Source organism: Leptospira fluminis (genome assembly GCF_004771275.1).
Lineage (GTDB): Bacteria > Spirochaetota > Leptospiria > Leptospirales > Leptospiraceae > Leptospira_B > Leptospira_B fluminis.
This window is the reverse complement of the sequence record NZ_RQEV01000002.1, coordinates 164209-181891: the sequence shown is the minus strand read 5'-3', so window position 1 is coordinate 181891 and position 17683 is coordinate 164209. Positions and strand designations below refer to the sequence as shown.

The window sequence follows — 17683 nt, the reverse complement described above, 5'->3', positions numbered from 1 at the left end:
TCTTTCTGTCGGTTCTTCCCATGGAGTCAGTGCGAATCTGGTGGGTCTTTTGCTGACTCGTCGAAATGGAGTATGAGGATTGGTCTTGATACTCACATAGATTTGCGCCGAGATCGTTGCCCAAGGCGTTTGTCCAACGGAATCCGTTTTCCATTTCATTTCTTTTGCAAGTGTCCAGATCTCGGAGGCGCTCATAGGTTTTCCGGTAGTATTGAGCGCTTTTTCTGCTATTTCGAGAAAGGACGGATATTCTGGCATATATAAAGATTTCTTCTATATATTGAAATTGTAAACTGATTTATGCTTTCTTGCGTTAGGGATACGAAAGGCGCGGAACGCGGACCCCGCAGCCTGAAAGGCAAGGGGTCCGGAGCGGAGCGAAGCCTGGAGTAGCCCGACCCGCGGAACAGCGATGTTTTGTGATCTTAGAGTTTTGGTGCGGGGAACGCGCATGATTCTATTGTTGCGCTTGGGTGGATTCGGAGTTTGGGTAATTACAATTCCGAGAGAAGGTTGAGTTTTGCTTGAGAATAATGTAATTTTATGATATAGGTTTGCCGACCTTCTCCCACGGGCCCTCTTCCTCCACCCAAAGATTAGGGTGGGGGCCCCGCAAAACCCTGCAGGAACTCCTGCAACGCCGAATTCCCGCTGCATCAGCAGAAAAATTTTCTTGTAAGAGGGGAACGAACTCCAAAAAGACGAGTTCTAACGCAAGGATCGAGAGAAAACCTTTTCGTTTAACGAAATGATTTTTCGACCCAGGAGTATTGCATGAAACAATTTTTCGGAACTTCCGCCACCATATTTGCCTTTTGGGCCTTATTCTCTCTTTCAGCACAGCCCGGCCCTCCGGACGATTCGAAGAATCCTTGTGCGGCAGACCGACAAACATTTTGTAAAAATATTCCACATGGCCCGGAGCTTCATGATTGTATGCATGCGAACGAGTCTAAGTTTTCTGCCGTATGCAAGTCCCATCTTTCCGAAATGAAAGCGAAACACGACGCAGTCAAACAGGCTTGCTCCGCGGACGAACAAAAATTCTGCTCGAATACGGGTCATGGACACGGCGGTCCGATGGGTTGCCTTCGTTCCCATGAATCGGAATTGTCCGCCGCTTGCAAAGCAGCTCTTCCTCCCCCGAGAAGATAGCGCATAGAGATTCTGCCGAATAATGATCGACTCTACGGGGATTCGATCCAAAATGCTGCCCAATCTACTATGACTTCTAAAAAGGTACTGATCGCAAATAGAGGAGAAATTGCGATTCGAATCTCAAGGGCCGCAGCGGCTTTAGGTTGGGAAACGGTCGCAATTTTTTCGGAGGACGATTCGGATTCTAAACATCGCTATTATGCGAACCAAGCCTTTCCGATTCCCGGTTATGGAAGTTCGGCTTATTTAGACGTGGATCGGATTTTATATATCGCGTCGGAGCAGGGTTGCACTCGGATTCATCCCGGTTACGGTTTTTTAAGCGAGAATGCCGATTTTGTGAAGAAATGCGATAAAGCCGGAATTACCTTCATCGGTCCGACGGAGGAAACCGTTCGAAACTTAGGAAATAAGTTGGGTGCTCTTCGTTTAGCGGAATCCCTGCAGATTTCAGTTCTTCCTGGAACCAGAAATTCCACGGAACTTTCGCAGGTCGGAGAATTTTTTGACCAACATGGATCCTTAATGATCAAAGCCTTAGCCGGGGGAGGCGGGCGAGGCATGTGCAAGATCGAATCTCCGGATCGGATCCAGGAGGAATTTTCCCGCTGTTCTTCGGAAGCGAAAGCGGCCTTTGGAAACGGGGAGCTTTACGTGGAAAAATTCTTATCCAGAGCCAGGCATATAGAAGTTCAAATCTTAGGGGACGGTACGGGGGACGTACTGCATTTCTGGGAAAGGGATTGCACTCTGCAACGCAGGAACCAAAAGCTGATCGAAGTTTGTCCCGCTCCGAACCTTTCCTCTTCGACCAGGGATAAAATCATAGATTCCGCCCTCCGGCTAGCCCGGAATCTAAAGTATCGTAGTTTAGGAACTTTTGAATTTCTTTTGGACGAGAACTCTGAGGGAGATTTCTATTTCATAGAAGCGAATCCAAGATTGCAGGTGGAACATACCGTTACGGAGGAAGCGCTCGGAGTCGATCTAGTGGAACTTCAGCTTCGGATTTCGGAAGGCGGTTCTCTGAAGGAATTCGGCTTGAATCAGGAAACGCTCTCGAAACCGAAAGGGTTTGCGATCCAACTCCGCTTGAATGCGGAATCGATAGACGAAAAAGGGAATTTGCAGCCTTCTACCGGACGTCTCTCCGTATTCGAACCTTCCAACGGTCCGGGAATTCGTGTAGACACGGCGGCTTATACCGGTTATGCGATGAATCCCTCTTTCGATCCTCTTTTGGCCAAATTAATCGTTCGGACCCGATCTTCAGAATTTAAGAATGCAGTCTTCCTCGCTCGAAGGGCTCTGCGTGAATTTCGAATCCAGGGAAGTAAAACGAATCGAAGTTTTCTAAATCGTCTTTTGCGACTTTCCGAGGTGGAACAATACAAGGTCCATACGGGACTCATCGACGAAAACTTTGCGAGATTAGCTTTCCAAATGGAAGAGGAGAAGGAAGGATTCGGCTTCGAATCGAACCGTGGAAACGAGGACTCTACCAAACCGGAAACACATGAGATTCCTTTGGGAACGATAGCCGTCCTTTCTCCGGTGTCCGGAAGAATGACGGAAATAGACGTGGTGGCCGGAGATTTCGTTCGAAAGGGGCAAAAAGTAGCCGTGGTTTCCGCGATGAAAATGGAACATTTGCTAAAAGCGAACGAGAACGGAGTCGTGGAAGCCGTCCTCTCTTCTCCAGGAAAGAACGTATCGCTCGATCAGGTAATCCTAGTTTTGCGACCCTCCGAAGCGGAAGGTCCTTCTCACGAGGATATTTTAAGACATGAAATCGACTTCGTCAGAGCGGATCTCCAGGATGTCCTTAATCGGTTATCGTTAAATGAAGATAGTGCTCGCCAGCAAGCGGTCTCTAAGCGTCACAAACGCGGGCAGAGGACGGCTAGAGAGAACGTCGCAGATCTCTGTGATCCGGATACATTCGTCGAGTACGGCGCTTTGGCGATCGCCGCTCAGAGAAGGAGAAGATCTATCGAAGAACTGATCAAGCTGAGTCCCGCCGACGGACTAGTGACGGGAATCGGCAGCGTTAACGGAGATTTGTTCGATCCTTCCCGTACTAAATGTGCGGTCCTTGCCTACGATTATACGGTCTTCATGGGAACCCAAGGAGCCATGAATCATAAGAAGACGGATCGTCTTTTACAAGTCGCCAAAAACCTAAAACTTCCTTTGGTCTTCTTTACCGAAGGGGGAGGAGGAAGGCCCGGAGAAGTGGACGTTCCCGCAGTCGCCGGACTGGACTTACATACGTTCCGCCAATATTCGGAGCTGCACGGAATTGCTCCGAGAATCGCGGTCGCATCAGGACGTTGCTTTGCCGGAAACGCCGCGTTATTCGGCTCCAGCGATATTCGGATTGCGACCAAGGATTCGAATATCGGAATGGGGGGACCGGTTATGGTAAAAGGCGGCGGTCTTGGAAATTTCAGCGCCGAAGAGATCGGTCCCGTAGACATCCAATCCAAAAACGGTGTGATCGATCTGGTAGTAGAGAACGAGATCGAAGCGGTCCGAGCGGCAAAGCGCTCCCTGTCTTATTTTCAGGGAAAAATCGGTGACTTTTCCTGTAAGGACCAACGGCTCCTACGTTCCATCGTTCCCGAGAATCGACTGAGATCCTACGATGTAAGGGCTTTGATCGAGATTTTGTCCGACGACGATTCCGTTCTGGAGCTCAGATCTGGTTTTTCTCCGGGAATCGTAACCGCTTTTATCCGAATCGAAGGAAGACCCATCGGACTGATCGCCAATAACTCCATGCACTTGGGCGGGGCGATCGATGCGGAAGGCGCCGAGAAGACAGCCGATTTTATGAAACTCTGCGAATCGTTCCGTCTTCCTATATTATCTCTTTGTGATACTCCGGGTTTTATGGTAGGACCGGACGCGGAGAGGTTGGCGTTGGTAAGAAAAGCGGGACGATTGTTTCAGGAAGGCGCAGGTCTAAAAGTGCCTTTTTTCACGATCGTTCTTCGAAAGGGTTACGGGTTAGGGGCGATGGCTATGGCGGGCGGAAGTTTCCATTCTCCCGTGTTTACGGTTTCTTGGCCGTCGGGAGAATTCGGCGCCATGGGCATCGAGGGAGAAATTCGAACCGGATACCAAAAGGAATTGGCGGAAGTCAAGGATTGGAACGAACGGCAACGTCTGTTCGAGCGCCTTGTCAAGGAAGCATACGAAAGAGGGAAGGCGATAAATATGGCGTCGTATCTGGAAATTGACGCAGTCATCGATCCGGCGGATTCTAGAAAATGGATTTTGCGGGGATTGGCCTCGGAAATTTCTTGATTCGCATCGGAACCGGGTTAGAATTCCCTCCGCGTCGGAGGTTTTCATGTCGCATAAATCCGTTTCGAAATTGTTGGCTCTTTTAGCCGTCGTCGGTTTGGTCGTTTCCCTGTCCGGAACGTTTGCCCAGTCCTTTATGATCGGGGGAATGTATAAGGTTAGCGGAACGAATCCGAACGGAAGTAGATACCAAGGTTCCGTCCAAATCAGTCAGAATGACGACGGAAGTTATACGTTTGAGTGGTCCGTCGGGAATAATTATAGCGGAACGGGATCTTTGCAGGGAAACGTTTTATCCGTGGACTGGGGCGACACTTATCCGGTGATCTATAACGTGAAAAACGGAGGCGCCCGATTGGAAGGAACCTGGGGAAACGGAGCCGGAACGGAGATTTTATATAAATAACTTTATTATTCGTTTAACGTAAAGTCACGGCCTCTTTGGGAGGAGTAGGGATACTGCTCCTTCTTTAGAACGGTTTTGGCCAATTCCGGAACGCGTAAATTGACGTACGAGATCAGACTTGCGGCGGTGATTTTTCCGTTCGTTCTAGCCTTGCCTTCCAGACCTTCCAATAGAGCCGTAGTCAAGATGCCGTGCGAGAGTTCCGAGGATTCGTAGGCTTCCTCTTTTTCCAGGGTGGAGGCGATTACGCAGACTCCCGCGGTTTTGGCGAACGAACTGATGTCTTTGAATTGGGTGATCCATTCTCCGCCCGAGTCGCAGGTATCGAAGATGATCAGTTTTCTTGTCGCGGGAATCTTAGAGATCGAAGAGATGAATTCCTGTTGGCTGAATCCGGATCGAACGTCATCCGGTTTATCCGCCTGATAGGAACTCGTTAAGAAAAAGAAATTTCCGGACTTCTCCTTTCCGTGACCCGCGATAAAAACAAGCAAGGCGTCTTCCGGCCCCGAGGATGAGGCGACTCTTTGGAATAAATCCTCCATTCCGGATTTCGTGGCTTGTCCATTATACGCCGTATAAGCGACTATCTTATCGAACGTTTCGTCGCCTGCGGAAGAAACTTTTTTCAAAATCGCCGTGGCATCCTTGACTGCGTATTTCAGATCCATAGACGAACCGGGATAATCGTCGATCGCGATCAACACCAGATGGAGGGTTGCCTTCGAAGCGGATTTTCGGAGAGACTGATAGTTTTTCGTTTCCGAATAAGCGACCAACCCCGCTTTACTTTCCGCACCGATTCGAAACGAATTGGAGCCGGGTGAAAGCGCGGATTTGAACACTACCTGCAGGCAATTTCCCGTCCGGACCATTCGTACGGATCTAGGGCTTTCTTTCGAGATGAGGGAGTCGTTGTGGTATGCGAAGACATCTTCGATTCCTCCGCCCGAGTCGCAGACAGTTCCTTGTATCGAAGCGGAATCCGTATTCGGGTCGGGCTGGATTTGGATTCGGACTTTCGGCGGGGGAGAAGACCGGTATAGTTCCGATAGGGTTTGTTCGCCTCCGATATCCGAAAGGGAAGTCTGTATGAGCTCGGGGCTGTAAAAGCGGTTAAAAAAAGTCTCCAGGCCGAAACCATCCGGGGACTCCTCGGAGTTGAAGAAAAAATAACTCTCCAACGTTTCGGAATCGTAATCGAAGCGACCGGAAGGGTTGAAGACGATTTTTCCCTTATCCGTAAGAACGATATTGGTCTTTAAATTTCCTTTTAGATCGAATATTTTTTGGGTCCCGTCGTCGCTCCCGGTGAGAACGTTCTTCCCTCCGTTGACGAAAACGGCCCGATTCACGGTGTCCGTATGTCCTTTAATGACGGAGATCGTTTTTCCTTCCTTCCAGAGTCTCACCGTCAAATCCTCGGATGAACTCAGTAGGTACGTCCCGTCCGAAGAAAAGGATGTAGAATGAACCGAGGATGTATGACCGATGAGCGAGACGATTTTTCCGTCTGCTAAATCGACCAATCGGACCTTCCCGTCGTCTCCACCCGTCGCGATCCTTTTTGCGTCCGGTGAAATCGAAAGGCAAAGTACGGAGCCGTTATGGAGCACGTATTCGTTTAACATTTTTCCGGAAGGTGACCAGATCCTTAACTTACCGTCCTCCGCGGTGGTCGCGACGTATTTGGAGTTCGACGCGTATTTTAGATCCGTGATCGGACCGTCGTGGGCGGAAATCGACTCGACGATTTCTCCTTTCGAGTTCCAAATTCGGATCTTTCCGTTCTCGTCTCCTCCTGCGAGGAGTTTTCCGTCGGGAGAAAAGTCGAAAACGGCTATGGAACCTCCGCCCGTATTCGCGATCTCCTGAAATTCTCCCGTATCGAGCGAGTATATTCTGATCTTACTATCGTCCGCTTGGTAAGCGATTCTTTCACCAAACGGAGAATAGGCGATAGAGGATACGATCGAAGTGTTGGCCTGTAGAACCCGGAAGAATCTTCCCTTTAGGCTCCAAATCACTACGGTTTTATTTTCCAAACCTGTCGCGATTCTACCTGCTCCCAAATCCGAGAACGTAGAGATGCCGGAGGATTCTTTCCAGGAAGGATGCAGTGGGGATTCTACGGCTAAAATCGAATTCTGTAGCAGGAACCAGACGAACAGGAAGCGGAGAACCATAGGATTATCCTTCCTTAATTCCCGTCGTCGGAATCTTGATTGGCGGTGGAAGGCTTGGAAAGCACGGACGGAACTCCTGTTTTTGCGGTATGGTGCGTATTGGTGGGTTCCGAAACGTTCATTCTCACCGTGACCGGCAGACCGTTCGGTCCTACGGGAACGAAAATCAATTTATTTTGAGGACTATCATAAGCCTTGTATTGTATGTATTTGGAGGAAAGGGAATCGTTCACGATCTTAATAGCGTCCGCTTCGGCTTTGGCCTTAATCGTCACGATTTCGGCGTCTCGTTGGGCGTTCATTCTTGCGATCTCGTTGTCCTTTTTCTGGATAGCTATCTCGAATTTCATCGTTTCCAGCTCCTGCTCCTTCGTGAGCTTTTTCTGGATCGCGTCCATTACCTGACGGCTGAAGGAAATATCGTCTATATTCACGTTGCCGATTTCTATATGTCTTGCGGACAGCTTATCCTCCATCATCGTCTTTATCTCCTTTACGATCTGCTGGTTGTTTTTGGAGATCTGTATCATCGGGTAGTTCGTAAAAGCGTTCCTTACGCTAGTTCTAAAGTCTTGGCGTACCACATTCGTATAATATTGCGGCCCCACTTCGGTGTGGAGGTTGATGATTTGACTTTGGATGGGACGGATCGTAATGGAGGCGATCACATCTATTCTAAGATCGTCCCGAGTGATCACATCAATCGTTTCCTTGTAGGGTTCCCACTGGAGATTGTATACGAATACGGTTTTAGTGGGTGAAATGGAATAAGTCCCCGCCGTAAGAATGTCCTTTTGGATCTTGTTTTCAAAAGGGGCAAAAACGATTCCGGCTTGCCCCGGAGAGATGGTAGTGCAGCCTAACTGCAAAATCAAATAAGGTATCGTCAATAAGGCAATAACTAATTTCCTAAACATGCTCTTAATCCTCTATTCCGTTATTTTTATTTCATTCAATTTTTGTAATTCGTTACGGATCCGTTTGTATCGTGATCTCTGCGCTGTTCCATTCTTCTTCGCGTATTTCCGTGTTTATTTTCTTGATCCCCCTCGCTACTACGTCGAAAGGATTCGTTATACGCCCGAAAGGAGTTCCGGGCACCGGAGTCGCGCTGAATAGATCCAGATTCTTTTTGGAGGCTATGGCTTTGATCATGTCCCGTCCGAAAGGTTCTCCGGCCGCAAGAATATATCCCGATTTACCGTCCGGAATTTGGATCGTAGATCCCGCCTTCGCGAAATTGGAAGGGGAGCTATCGTTCGGAAAGAGAAGGATGGTATCTCCGTCGCTTTGCAGTAAAATCAAGTAGAGATAACAATCCTCCGACACCCTTACCTGGAAATTCACAGGTTCGTTGTTTTTATAAGTCTTTCGGGAGGAGGTAAGAGTGACCTTTAAGGAGGAAACCGTGGATTTAAGTCCGCTTAAATTCCTTAGAAGAAGATTTTGCGAGAGGAATTGAACCAGCTCCTGAAAGACCCTTCCGGATCCGTTTTCGGAAAAGGAACGGTTGAAGTCCACCTTGGAGGTCTGGACATCCAGAAGTTCGATAGCCCATCTCTTGCCGGATTCCCGGATCTGAATCAACTTTTGCGCCGATAACAGTTTGCCGATCTTGGGGGCGTTTTCCGCGGTCGCGAGACCTTGCATGCTAAGAGTGATTTCGTTTAACGCGTCAGCCGTCTTCTTGCGATCGATCACTACGATTTTTCCCGATTCCAGAAGCGCTCCTTTCAAGTCCTCCTCGAAAGGGAGGGCTCTTTCCGAAGATTCTAAAATCGCGACCCTGTATTTGTCCAGCAGGTCCGCTCCGGAGTCGGTTTGGTAATTTTCCGCAGGACGAGCGGTAGAAGGATCCGTAATCAGAGAGGAAGGAGTGGCGCAAGAAAAAAGAAGAATGCAGGCAAGAAGGAAACCCTTCTTTTGAAAGGAACCGTAAGAAGTGCATTCGATCTTTCCGAGGTAAAACCGAATCTCATGCGAGAGCCTTCCTTTCATCCGATGCTCCTTCCTTCGGGCAAAAGCCCGTTTTTGGAATCTACCTGACATTAAGACCTGTCGGTGCAGGTATTTCTTCCATTTTTGTAAAAAAATTATCTTTTTACCTGGATCGTCGAGAAAGAAAAACTTCGTTTTTTAAATAGGGCCCGTTCCGCATGTAGGAACGGGATTTTGAGAATCAGATCGCGAACACCGTCTGCAGAAAGAAATAGGAGGCATCAGGCTTTCCGGTATATATGCTGGGGGTACTGGAAGTAGGCACGGTCTGATGGGCATTCCTGATCGAATCTCCCGCTCTTAAGAACGCGACGCCTCCCCAAATCGAGACGTTCTCCCACGGAGTCACCATATAAATGAAGTCCACCTCGGTTCCGATTTTCTTTCCCAAATGTTGTGAATTCGCATTATATTGTTGGTTATTGGAAAAGTCCTCGGTACTTCCCGCAAGAGTTCCGGTGACGATTCCGTTATTATTATAATAAGCGTCCTGCAATTTCGCCTTATAATAGAAATGCGGATTGAAGATGAACGTCCCCCATTTTCCCGAAGTCCATTTTATGTGAACGGAATAATCCTTCGCATTCTGCCAAAAGAAGGTTCCCGCGATTCCGTTTCCGCTATAAGGGATAAAACCGCTTGCGATCCTCCTTGTCGGAAAAGGGGCGTTCCAGGTGCCAACGGAAGAATCGCTTCTATTCGGATCTCCCGAGGCATAAACGTATTGTAGACCGATTCTGAGATTCTTACTCGGATGAACTCCCGCCTGTAGAGTAAGGAAATGCGAGGCATACTTTTGGTTTTCGTTTTCGATCAAAAAATTTTTATTGTTAAACGCATTGATCGCCCCCGTACCCGTACTCGGATCGGTCGCGTTTTGCAGCCAGCTCGTTCCCACTCGGAGTCCATTATAGCCTCCCTGCCAAGCGGCTTCCACGGTCCAGTCGAAAGGTACTCCTTCCGGAAGCGAATTGTTTTCCGTCCTGTTCGTCAGCCTGAAGCCGTAGGTATTCTGTTGGTCCGTAGGCTTGGTCACGACCGTGCTATTGTTCGCGGGGTTGTATCTTCGGATTACGGTGAAATCGTAGATATCCAAAGCCAACCAACTTGCAAATTTCGTAAAATTATTCGCTCCGACAAGATAGGAGTTGGGAAGAGCGGTATTCGCGCTGACTAATCCGGAGGAATTGTATTGAGCCGTGATCACGGTTCCGAACGTGTCCAAAGTGTTGTTTCCGGACTTGGCGGTAAAACGCAATCCGTCGCTGGAATTTCCGATCTGATTGTCGTTCGCCGCGCCTAGAATCCTTCCGTCTCCGAAATCGATGATTTGCCTTCCTAATCTGAGTCTGAGGGATTGGTCCGGTGTGCGCAGATCGAAAAAAGCCTCCCGAAAGGAAGTCGTATTCAATACTGGGACTTGGTTTTGGCTCGCCTTAGTGGTATCGTAAATCACACCGCCGTTCGTGCCTAGTTCGAAGCGAGAGGTTCCGGTGTATGCAGGGGATTGTTCTCCGCCCCAAATCCGAGAGTCCTGCAGAGTAGCTTTGAAAATAACATACGGATTGATGTCTGCGATCAGATAAAACTGGGTCAATCCGGTTACCACGTTGGAATTATCTGCAGTAGTCTTATTGAAGTCCGTGTTATTGATGGATTCGTATCGAGGGCGGACCGAAAATCCCACTCGGAACCTGTCCTGAAACCAGAGATCCGAATTGGAGCGGATCACCTTGTTCTGTTCCGGAGTGACCTGCAAACTTCTCAAGTATTCCCCGGGAGTATTTCCGATGAGAGGGCTCTTGTAGATTTCCTTTTCTTTCTTTTGTGGAGCCGATCCTGTTTCGTTCGGGTTCGTCTTTTCCAAGCCGCTCGGGATGGTTTTAGAAGAATCCTTAGGCTCGAGCTTGTCTGGTTCCGAGGGGAGAGATGGGTTTTGTCCGAATTCCGAACCCTTGTTTTCGTTCCCGGGAGGAGATTCTACGGGGAGGGCTTTGACCCAGATTGGGGCGGATAAGGTGGCGATTCCTAGGACCACACGTGCGATTTTCATCCTGAATTTCGTCATTTTATTTCCTCTTTTATCCGTTATTACAGATTAAAAGGGGGAATATGGTCAACTAGTTTATTATATAGAATAAAAATATGTTATAACGAATAAAATCCGATATGAAAGAGGGCGTGAAAGGAGAAATAGGGGATCCACAGCAAAAAATAGATTGTTTTCAAAGTGAAGGGAAGAAAGGGATCTCGTTTTAGATCGAAAAATCTTCCACATACACTTTCGCGTGCCGAATCCGAAGGTACACGGTTTCCCCCGGCAAGAGATTCAATTCACGGAAGGTGGTTTGGTCGATCAAAGACTCGATCAAGGAACCGGAATCCAATCGTTTCAATTCGATTCGAACATTTCTTCCGGTGGAATGGATGTACTGGATCTCAGCCGGGATGCCGTTTTCTGCGGTTCTTAAAATTTCGACATCGTAAGGTCTTACATAGGCGACCGCTTCCGCATCCTGTACCTGGGAATGCTCGGGAGAATCCACATGTTGGTCTCCGATTCTTGCCACGCCTCCTTGCACCCGGCCGTGAAATAGATTCACGTCCCCGAGAAAATGGAACACGAAGGGGTTCTTAGGCTTGTTATAAACTTCGTCCGGACTCCCGATCTGTTCGACTTGTCCCGCGCGAAGGATGACGACGGAATCGCTGACTTCCAAGGCTTCTTCTTGGTCGTGGGTAACGAACACGCTGGTAATATGGATTTCGTCGTGAAGTCTTCGGAGCCAGGTTCGGAGTTCCTTCCTTACTTTCGCGTCCAGAGCTCCGAACGGCTCGTCTAACAGCAGGTATTTGGGTTCTATAGCCAAGGCTCTCGCCAAAGCGACCCTCTGTCTTTGTCCTCCGGAAAGTTCCGAAGGAACTCTGTCGTGGAAATTTTCCAGCTGTACCAACTTTAAGAGTCGGAAGACCCTCTCGCGGATTTCGTCTTTGGACGGTCTGGTGGAACGGGGGCGGACTTTCAAACCGAAGGCGATATTTTCGAAAATCGTCATGTGTCTGAATAAGGCGTAATGTTGGAATACGAAACCGACCCCTCTCTCCTTGGAGTCTTTTTTGCCGGTTTTTTCTCCGTTGAAATAAACTTCCCCGCGGTCCGCGACTTCCAAGCCTGCGATGATCCGTAAAAGAGTGGTCTTGCCGCTCCCGGAGGGACCCAATAACGCGACCAGGTTACCGTCAGGAATGGTAAGATTGATGTCTTTTAACGCTTGAAATTCTCCGAATTGCTTACTTACGTTTTTGATTTCTATAGACATGTTCTCTCCTAAGGTTTTCCGGTTTTGCCCGCTCCCTGTCCGACAGGAAGAGAAGTTTCGGAGGCTTCCTCATTGTCCTTGTCGGACGGAGCTTCCTTGGCTGCGTCTTGCAGGTTCTTTTCCAGCACGGTTTTGACCAAGAGGGTCATGAGGGATAGAAACACCAGAAGGGATGCGGCCGAAAAAGCTCCAACCGAATTGTATTCATTGTAAAGCATTTCGATCTGCAAGGGAAGGGTGTTCGTTTTTCCGCGAATATGTCCGGAAAGGACGGAGACGGCCCCGAATTCCCCCATGGCTCTGGCGTTGCAAAGTATGATTCCGTACAGTAGTCCCCATTTGATGTTCGGAACGATGATCCTCAGGAACAGTTTCGGAAAGGAGGCGCCCAAGAGTATGCCGGCTTCTTCTTCCTCTTTTCCCTGGGTCTGCATCAAAGGGATCAGCTCTCTTGCCACGAAGGGTAGGGTGATAAAGAGGGTGGCGAGTACCAGGCCCGGAGTATTGAATACGATTTTGATTCCGTACTCGCTCAGGAATTCCCCGAACCAACCTTGCCTTCCGAATAAAAGTAGAAAGATCAGTCCGGAAATCACGGGAGAAACCGCGAAAGGGGAATCGAGCACCGTCAGAAGAACGTTCTTTCCGGGAAATTCGAATCTAGAAATCAAAAACGCGGCAGTGAGTCCGAAGAACGTATTGAGTGGTACTGCGATTCCAGCCACTTTTAAGGTCATCAGTAACGCGGAGATCGTGTCGGGATCCTGCAATCCGACGAGATAGCCGTCGACTCCCTGGGAGAAGGCTTCCGCAAAAACGATGGCGATCGGAAGAAGAAGGATCAGGGCCGCCAAAAAAAATACGCTTCCGATCAGCGAAATTTTCAGCCATACCGGTTCCGTTCTCATCCGAGTCTCCTTGAGGATCTACTCTGGAAGAAATTGATCGCCAACATGATGGAAAAGGAAAGTGCCAGCATCAGGAGAGCGATTCCGGTTGCCTTTGCGTATTCGTACTGTTCCAATTTGGTGACGATGAGAAGAGGGAGGATTTCCGTTTTACCGGGAAGGTTTCCGGAAATGAAGACGACGGAGCCGTATTCCCCGATTCCTCTGGCAAAAGCCATGGATGTTCCCGCGAGGAGAGACGGCCAGATTTCGGGAAGCAGAACTCGCGAGAAAGTTTGGAGGCGGTTCGCTCCCAGGCAGTACGCGCTTTCCTCCAATTCTTTGGGGAGTTCCTCAAGGACAGGCTGAACGGTGCGAACGACAAAAGGAAAACCGATAAAGACCAAGGCGATTACGATCCCGAGAGGAGTGTAAGCCACTTTGATTCCGAGAGGATCCAGGTATTTTCCGATCCATCCGTTGGGAGAATAGATCGCCGTGAGCGCGATTCCTGCGACCGCAGTCGGAAGAGTAAAGGGGAGGTCGACCAGAGTATCCAGGATTTTTTTGCCCGGAAATTCGTAACGGACCAAGACCCAGGCGAATAGAAAGCCTACGACCAGATTGATCGCCGCAGCCGCTCCTCCGGCGCTGAAACTCAACCATAAGGCTTTTTGAATACGATCCTCGGAAAACACCTCCAATAATCCGGACCAGCCTAGATTCGCCGATTTGAAAAATAACGCGGATAACGGAACGATGACCAGAAAGCTCAGGTAAAAGACGGTCATGCCTAAGGAAAGACCGAACGTTGTTTTGGAATATGGGCGGAGGTTCAGTTTCAATTCTTACGTTCTCGGATTTCGGAGTTCCGCTGACGATCCTAGTCGAAAGCGGAATTTCGTCAAACGAAGAGCCGTTTTTTCCGGCTCTTCGATCCTTCCCCGAATCCCTTATTTTTTCGCTTCGGAATAGATTCCGTCAAAGATTCCTCCGTCGGCGAAATGTTTTTTATGCGCGGCTTTCCAGGAACCTTCCAATTCCCTTACGTCGAATAACTTCACTTTCGGAAATTTTGCGGAGTTCGATTTCAGGACCGCTTCGTCTATGGGGCGGAAGAAATGTTTCGCGATCGTCTGCTGGCCGTCCTTGCTGTATAGGAACTCCAAATAGGCTTTTGCGGCTTCCCAGGTCCCTTTTTTTCTCGCGACTTTTTCCACGATCGCCACGGGAGTCTCGGCCAGGATGCTCGTGGTCGGATAAATCACTTCGAATTTGGAATTTCCTCCGTTGTCTTTTTTGGATTCGCTTAAGGCTAATTCGGCTTCGTTTTCCCAAGCGAGCAAAACGTCTCCGATTCCCCTTTGTACGAATGTGGTCGTGGATCCTCTCGCACCCGTATCCAGAACGGAGGTGTTTCGATACAGGGCTTTGACGAATTCCTTCGCTTTTTCTTCGGATCCGTATTTCTTCTTAGCGAACCCCCAAGCGGCGAGATAGTTCCAGCGAGCTCCTCCGGAGGTCTTCGGGTTCGGGGTAATGACTCCGACTCCCGGTTTTACCACGTCGTCCCAATCCTTGATCCCTTTCGGATTTCCTTTTCGGACTAGGAACACGACGGTGGAATAGTAGGGTACCGAGTGGTGAGGAAAGGCTTTTTCCCAATCCTTGGAGACTAGGCCTCCGTGATCCGCAATGCTGTCGATATCATAGGCGAGGGCCAGGGTAACTACGTCCGCTTCCAATCCATCGATCACGGCTCGAGCCTGTTTTCCCGAACCTCCATGGGATTGCTGGATTTGCAGGGCACGCCCCGTTTTCTTTTTCCAACCTTCGATAAACTGTTTATTCACGTCTTCGTACAATTCTCTCGTGGGATCAAAGGATACGTTTAAAAGAGGTTCGTCCGCCGAGATCGGGGCCAGGCTTGCTAGTGTTAGGGCCATGGCTAGGCATGGAGAAAGAAACCGACTGATTTTGCTGTGATTCCATCTTTTTTGGCTCATTTTTCTACCTCTTTCTGTAATAAATCGGATAAAAATCTAATTTATTGGATATTTATCTGCTATACTTTTGAGTCTCCCGGAAATTGTCAATCTAGGTTTTACGCTCCTGACTTTTTTTTCGGGTTCGGAGATCGTTTTTCGATCGTAAGCGATTTGGACAAGTGCTAGATAGAACTTTGTGTTTTCATTCGGGCGGAAAGGTCTATCCAATCGGGAAAAGGGCGACTCGAAATTCGGAGCCCTCGTCCTTTCTCGAATTTGTTTCGTCTTGGCCTGCCTTTTCCTTCTTACGATCTCCTGCGAAGACGGAGAATCTTTTCCAACATCTTTTCGTCCGTTCGCGATCCAGGGAGAAATCGATTTAAAAAATTATGATCTAGATACTCGGGATCCGATTCTGCTCGCCGGTCTTTGGAAATTCCGCTGGTTGTACTGGAAAGCGAAGGGAGGCGAAGAGACGCCTGCAGAAATCCTAAACGTTCCTTCCGCTTGGAACGGAAAGAACGGAGAAAGACTCGGTGCAGGCTACGGAACCTACGAGTTGGAAGTAAAGCTATCGAGGCAATATAAGGAACTCGCTCTTCTTGTCCCGGAACAAAGTTCCGCGTATCGGTTGTTTATAGACGGCGTGCCCGCGGCGGAATGCGGTGTTGTCCGGTTCCCCGTGTCCACGGACCGGACTTCTTTCGAGGTGGATCCGGCTTGGTGCAATCGATTCGTAAGATTCTTTCCCAAGTCGGACTCGTTCCATATAGATATGATGATCGCAAATACGGATCATAGACTCGGAGGATTTTGGGCTCCGATCCGATTGGGAGAATCCGAATCCTTACATAAAGCCTGGGAAAACGAGCGTTATTTGGACGTGTTTCTAGCGGGGGGACTTTTTTGCATCGGGATGTTGCATTTGCTTTTCGCTTCCGTGCGCAAAGGGGAATCCGCATCGCTCTATTTCGGTTTTTTTTGTATCATCATGGCTACACGGGGGATTTTTGCGGGGACTCGGATCGCCGCGGATTATCTACCGTTTTTAGGTTTCGGGCATTTTATAAGAATTGAATATATTACCTTCTACCTCGCGATTCCGGTTTTTTTGAGCTACATCCTCGCCGTCTTTCCTAGAGAGTTGAAGCGGATACTTGTGGATCTGGTTTGGTGGATCGCAATTCTTGCGACTCTGATCGCTCTCGTCCTGCCCGTTCGTATCTTTACTTTTACGATCACCATCTATTATCTAGTGGCGTTTTTGGCCGGAACCTTGGGCTTGTATTCCTTGACTAAGGCCGCCGTACGAAAAAGACAGGGAGCGATCACGATCTTGGGCGGATTCGTTTTCGTGTATGTGGCGATGGTACACGATCTTTTCTACGCGACGTTTTTTTTGGACACCGGATATTTCGCGCACGTAGCCTCGTTCGTTTTTCTACTGTCCCAATCCATATTTTTGTCCGTTCGGAGTTCCGAGAACATGGACAGAATCATGGACCTTTCCAAAAATCTAGAAAAGAGGGTGGAGGAGAGGACTAAACAACTTCGCAACGCTTTAAGGGTGATCCGGAACGATCTGACCGTGGCGAGAGAGATACAAAAGGATCTCCTCCATCTGAACGACGAGGAACGGAAAGAATTCTCGGGTCTCATATTCGATGTTCTGAATAAACCTTTGGCCGAGGTAGGGGGCGATTTTTACGATATCGTCGAGTTCCCAGACGGAAGAATCAGGGTATTTATAGCGGATGCCACCGGTCATGGGGTGCAGGCCGCCCTACTGACGATCCTGATCCGGAGAGCCTACGAAGATCATAGGCTCCTTTCGAACTCTCCCGGGGAATTGATCTCCTCTCTGAGCATGGAGTTCCATAATAAATATAAGAACGTCGGCACATTCTTTTCCGCCGCTTCCTTGGAGATTTCCTCCGACAGAAAAACTTTGGGATACTCTCTGGCCGGAGCTCCCTCTATCGTATTGCAGGACGCGTCGAAAGTAAATATTCTAGAATGCGAAAATCCTCTAGTGGGTCTACTTCCTGATTTCGCTTATAAGAATCGAACAATCGAATTGAACTCCGAGTTTAGAATTCTCTGTTATACGGACGGATTGACCGAGGCATCCCGGGATATGGGGGATTATTTCGGGACGGAACGCGTGGTCCGCCTCATGGAGCACGGAAAAAACGCTGAATTAAACTCTTTGTTGGCTACGATCTACTCCGAACTGCTTAAATTCATGGGCGGCGGGGGGCCGAAGGACGACGTTCTTTTACTGGGAATCGAATCGAAAAGGGCTCGTGTGTCCGATTGATTCCTCCCCTTTTTTGGTTTAATTGTTTTGCCTTATGAAATACATGGTATAGAAGACGGCGGGGAGGGAGGATTCGTCCGGCAACCCTTTCAATCGAAGCCGAGAGAG

At 48.8% G+C, this 17683-nt stretch carries 13 protein-coding genes; 4 read left to right on the top strand and 9 right to left on the bottom strand.

Translation table 11 applies throughout. The annotated features are described in order from the left end of the window. On the bottom strand, positions 1–258 hold a 258-nt coding region (locus EHO61_RS01960; protein ID WP_210415287.1), incomplete at its 3' end, for a winged helix-turn-helix domain-containing protein. Between the two features lie 516 nt (positions 259–774). Here EHO61_RS01960 and EHO61_RS01955 point away from each other — a divergent pair. The 3 genes from EHO61_RS01955 (at position 775) to lfb1 (ending at position 4876) form a co-directional block, all read left to right on the top strand. Further along, positions 775–1155, top strand: a complete 381-nt coding sequence (locus EHO61_RS01955; RefSeq protein WP_135811961.1) for a hypothetical protein — start codon at positions 775–777, stop codon at positions 1153–1155. A gap of 69 nt (positions 1156–1224) precedes the next feature. Beyond that, positions 1225–4470, top strand: a complete 3246-nt coding sequence (locus tag EHO61_RS01950; RefSeq protein ID WP_135811960.1) for an acetyl-CoA carboxylase family protein — start codon at positions 1225–1227, stop codon at positions 4468–4470. Positions 4471–4516: 46 nt separating this feature from the next. Next, positions 4517–4876, top strand: coding sequence for an LIC10280 family protein (lfb1, locus tag EHO61_RS01945; RefSeq protein WP_135811959.1), 360 nt, complete (start codon positions 4517–4519; stop codon positions 4874–4876). 5 nt (positions 4877–4881) lie between these two features. On the opposite strand, the gene EHO61_RS01940 is transcribed toward lfb1, so the two are convergent. The 8 genes from EHO61_RS01940 to EHO61_RS01905 all read right to left on the bottom strand — a co-directional run bounded on the left by EHO61_RS01940 (position 4882) and on the right by EHO61_RS01905 (position 15213). After that, positions 4882–7062: a WD40 domain-containing protein gene (locus EHO61_RS01940; RefSeq protein ID WP_135811958.1), complete on the bottom strand. Its 2181-nt coding sequence runs from the start codon at positions 7060–7062 to the stop codon at positions 4882–4884. Positions 7063–7076: 14 nt separating this feature from the next. Continuing rightward, a complete protein-coding gene (locus tag EHO61_RS01935) occupies positions 7077–7979 on the bottom strand; it encodes a prohibitin family protein (RefSeq protein WP_135811957.1) in 903 nt (300 codons plus the stop codon). 52 nt (positions 7980–8031) lie between these two features. Continuing rightward, positions 8032–9060 (bottom strand): DUF4384 domain-containing protein, encoded by a 1029-nt coding sequence (locus EHO61_RS01930; RefSeq protein ID WP_135811956.1) that lies wholly within the window; start codon positions 9058–9060, stop codon positions 8032–8034. 181 nt (positions 9061–9241) lie between these two features. Beyond that, positions 9242–11128 (bottom strand): alginate export family protein, encoded by a 1887-nt coding sequence (locus EHO61_RS01925; protein ID WP_135811955.1) that lies wholly within the window; start codon positions 11126–11128, stop codon positions 9242–9244. A 187-nt stretch (positions 11129–11315) separates the two neighbouring features. After that, positions 11316–12380, bottom strand: a complete 1065-nt coding sequence (locus EHO61_RS01920) for a sulfate/molybdate ABC transporter ATP-binding protein (protein WP_135811954.1) — start codon at positions 12378–12380, stop codon at positions 11316–11318. Positions 12381–12388: 8 nt separating this feature from the next. Next, on the bottom strand, positions 12389–13288 hold the full coding sequence (cysW, locus tag EHO61_RS01915) for a sulfate ABC transporter permease subunit CysW (protein ID WP_135811953.1): 900 nt from the start codon (positions 13286–13288) through the stop codon (positions 12389–12391). Continuing rightward, the gene (gene cysT, locus EHO61_RS01910; protein WP_135811952.1) at positions 13285–14112 is read right to left on the bottom strand and encodes a sulfate ABC transporter permease subunit CysT; all 828 of its coding nucleotides are present in this window, start codon (positions 14110–14112) and stop codon (positions 13285–13287) included. Before cysT ends, cysW begins: the two co-directional genes overlap by 4 nt. A gap of 108 nt (positions 14113–14220) precedes the next feature. Then, positions 14221–15213 carry a sulfate ABC transporter substrate-binding protein gene (locus EHO61_RS01905; protein ID WP_135811975.1) on the bottom strand — a complete coding sequence of 331 codons (993 nt, stop codon included), beginning with the start codon at positions 15211–15213 and terminating at the stop codon, positions 14221–14223. 328 nt (positions 15214–15541) lie between these two features. On the opposite strand from EHO61_RS01905, the gene EHO61_RS01900 reads away from it, so the two are divergent. Further along, positions 15542–17575, top strand: a complete 2034-nt coding sequence (locus EHO61_RS01900; RefSeq protein WP_246031957.1) for a PP2C family protein-serine/threonine phosphatase — start codon at positions 15542–15544, stop codon at positions 17573–17575. Positions 17576–17683: the final 108 nt, after the last annotated feature.

What these genes read in the sequence shown, in the direction of transcription:
- EHO61_RS01925 (WP_135811955.1), bottom strand. Translation starts at nt 11,128, where the DNA reads ATGACGAAATTCAGGATGAAAATCGCACGTGTGGTCCTAGGAATCGCC.
- EHO61_RS01950 (WP_135811960.1), top strand. Translation starts at nt 1,225, where the DNA reads ATGACTTCTAAAAAGGTACTGATCGCAAATAGAGGAGAAATTGCGATT.
- EHO61_RS01935 (WP_135811957.1), bottom strand. Translation starts at nt 7,979, where the DNA reads ATGTTTAGGAAATTAGTTATTGCCTTATTGACGATACCTTATTTGATT.
- EHO61_RS01940 (WP_135811958.1), bottom strand. Translation starts at nt 7,062, where the DNA reads ATGGTTCTCCGCTTCCTGTTCGTCTGGTTCCTGCTACAGAATTCGATT.
- EHO61_RS01905 (WP_135811975.1), bottom strand. Translation starts at nt 15,213, where the DNA reads ATGGCCCTAACACTAGCAAGCCTGGCCCCGATCTCGGCGGACGAACCT.
- cysW (WP_135811953.1), bottom strand. Translation starts at nt 13,288, where the DNA reads ATGAGAACGGAACCGGTATGGCTGAAAATTTCGCTGATCGGAAGCGTA.
- EHO61_RS01920 (WP_135811954.1), bottom strand. Translation starts at nt 12,380, where the DNA reads ATGTCTATAGAAATCAAAAACGTAAGTAAGCAATTCGGAGAATTTCAA.
- EHO61_RS01930 (WP_135811956.1), bottom strand. Translation starts at nt 9,060, where the DNA reads ATGAAAGGAAGGCTCTCGCATGAGATTCGGTTTTACCTCGGAAAGATC.
- lfb1 (WP_135811959.1), top strand. Translation starts at nt 4,517, where the DNA reads ATGTCGCATAAATCCGTTTCGAAATTGTTGGCTCTTTTAGCCGTCGTC.
- EHO61_RS01955 (WP_135811961.1), top strand. Translation starts at nt 775, where the DNA reads ATGAAACAATTTTTCGGAACTTCCGCCACCATATTTGCCTTTTGGGCC.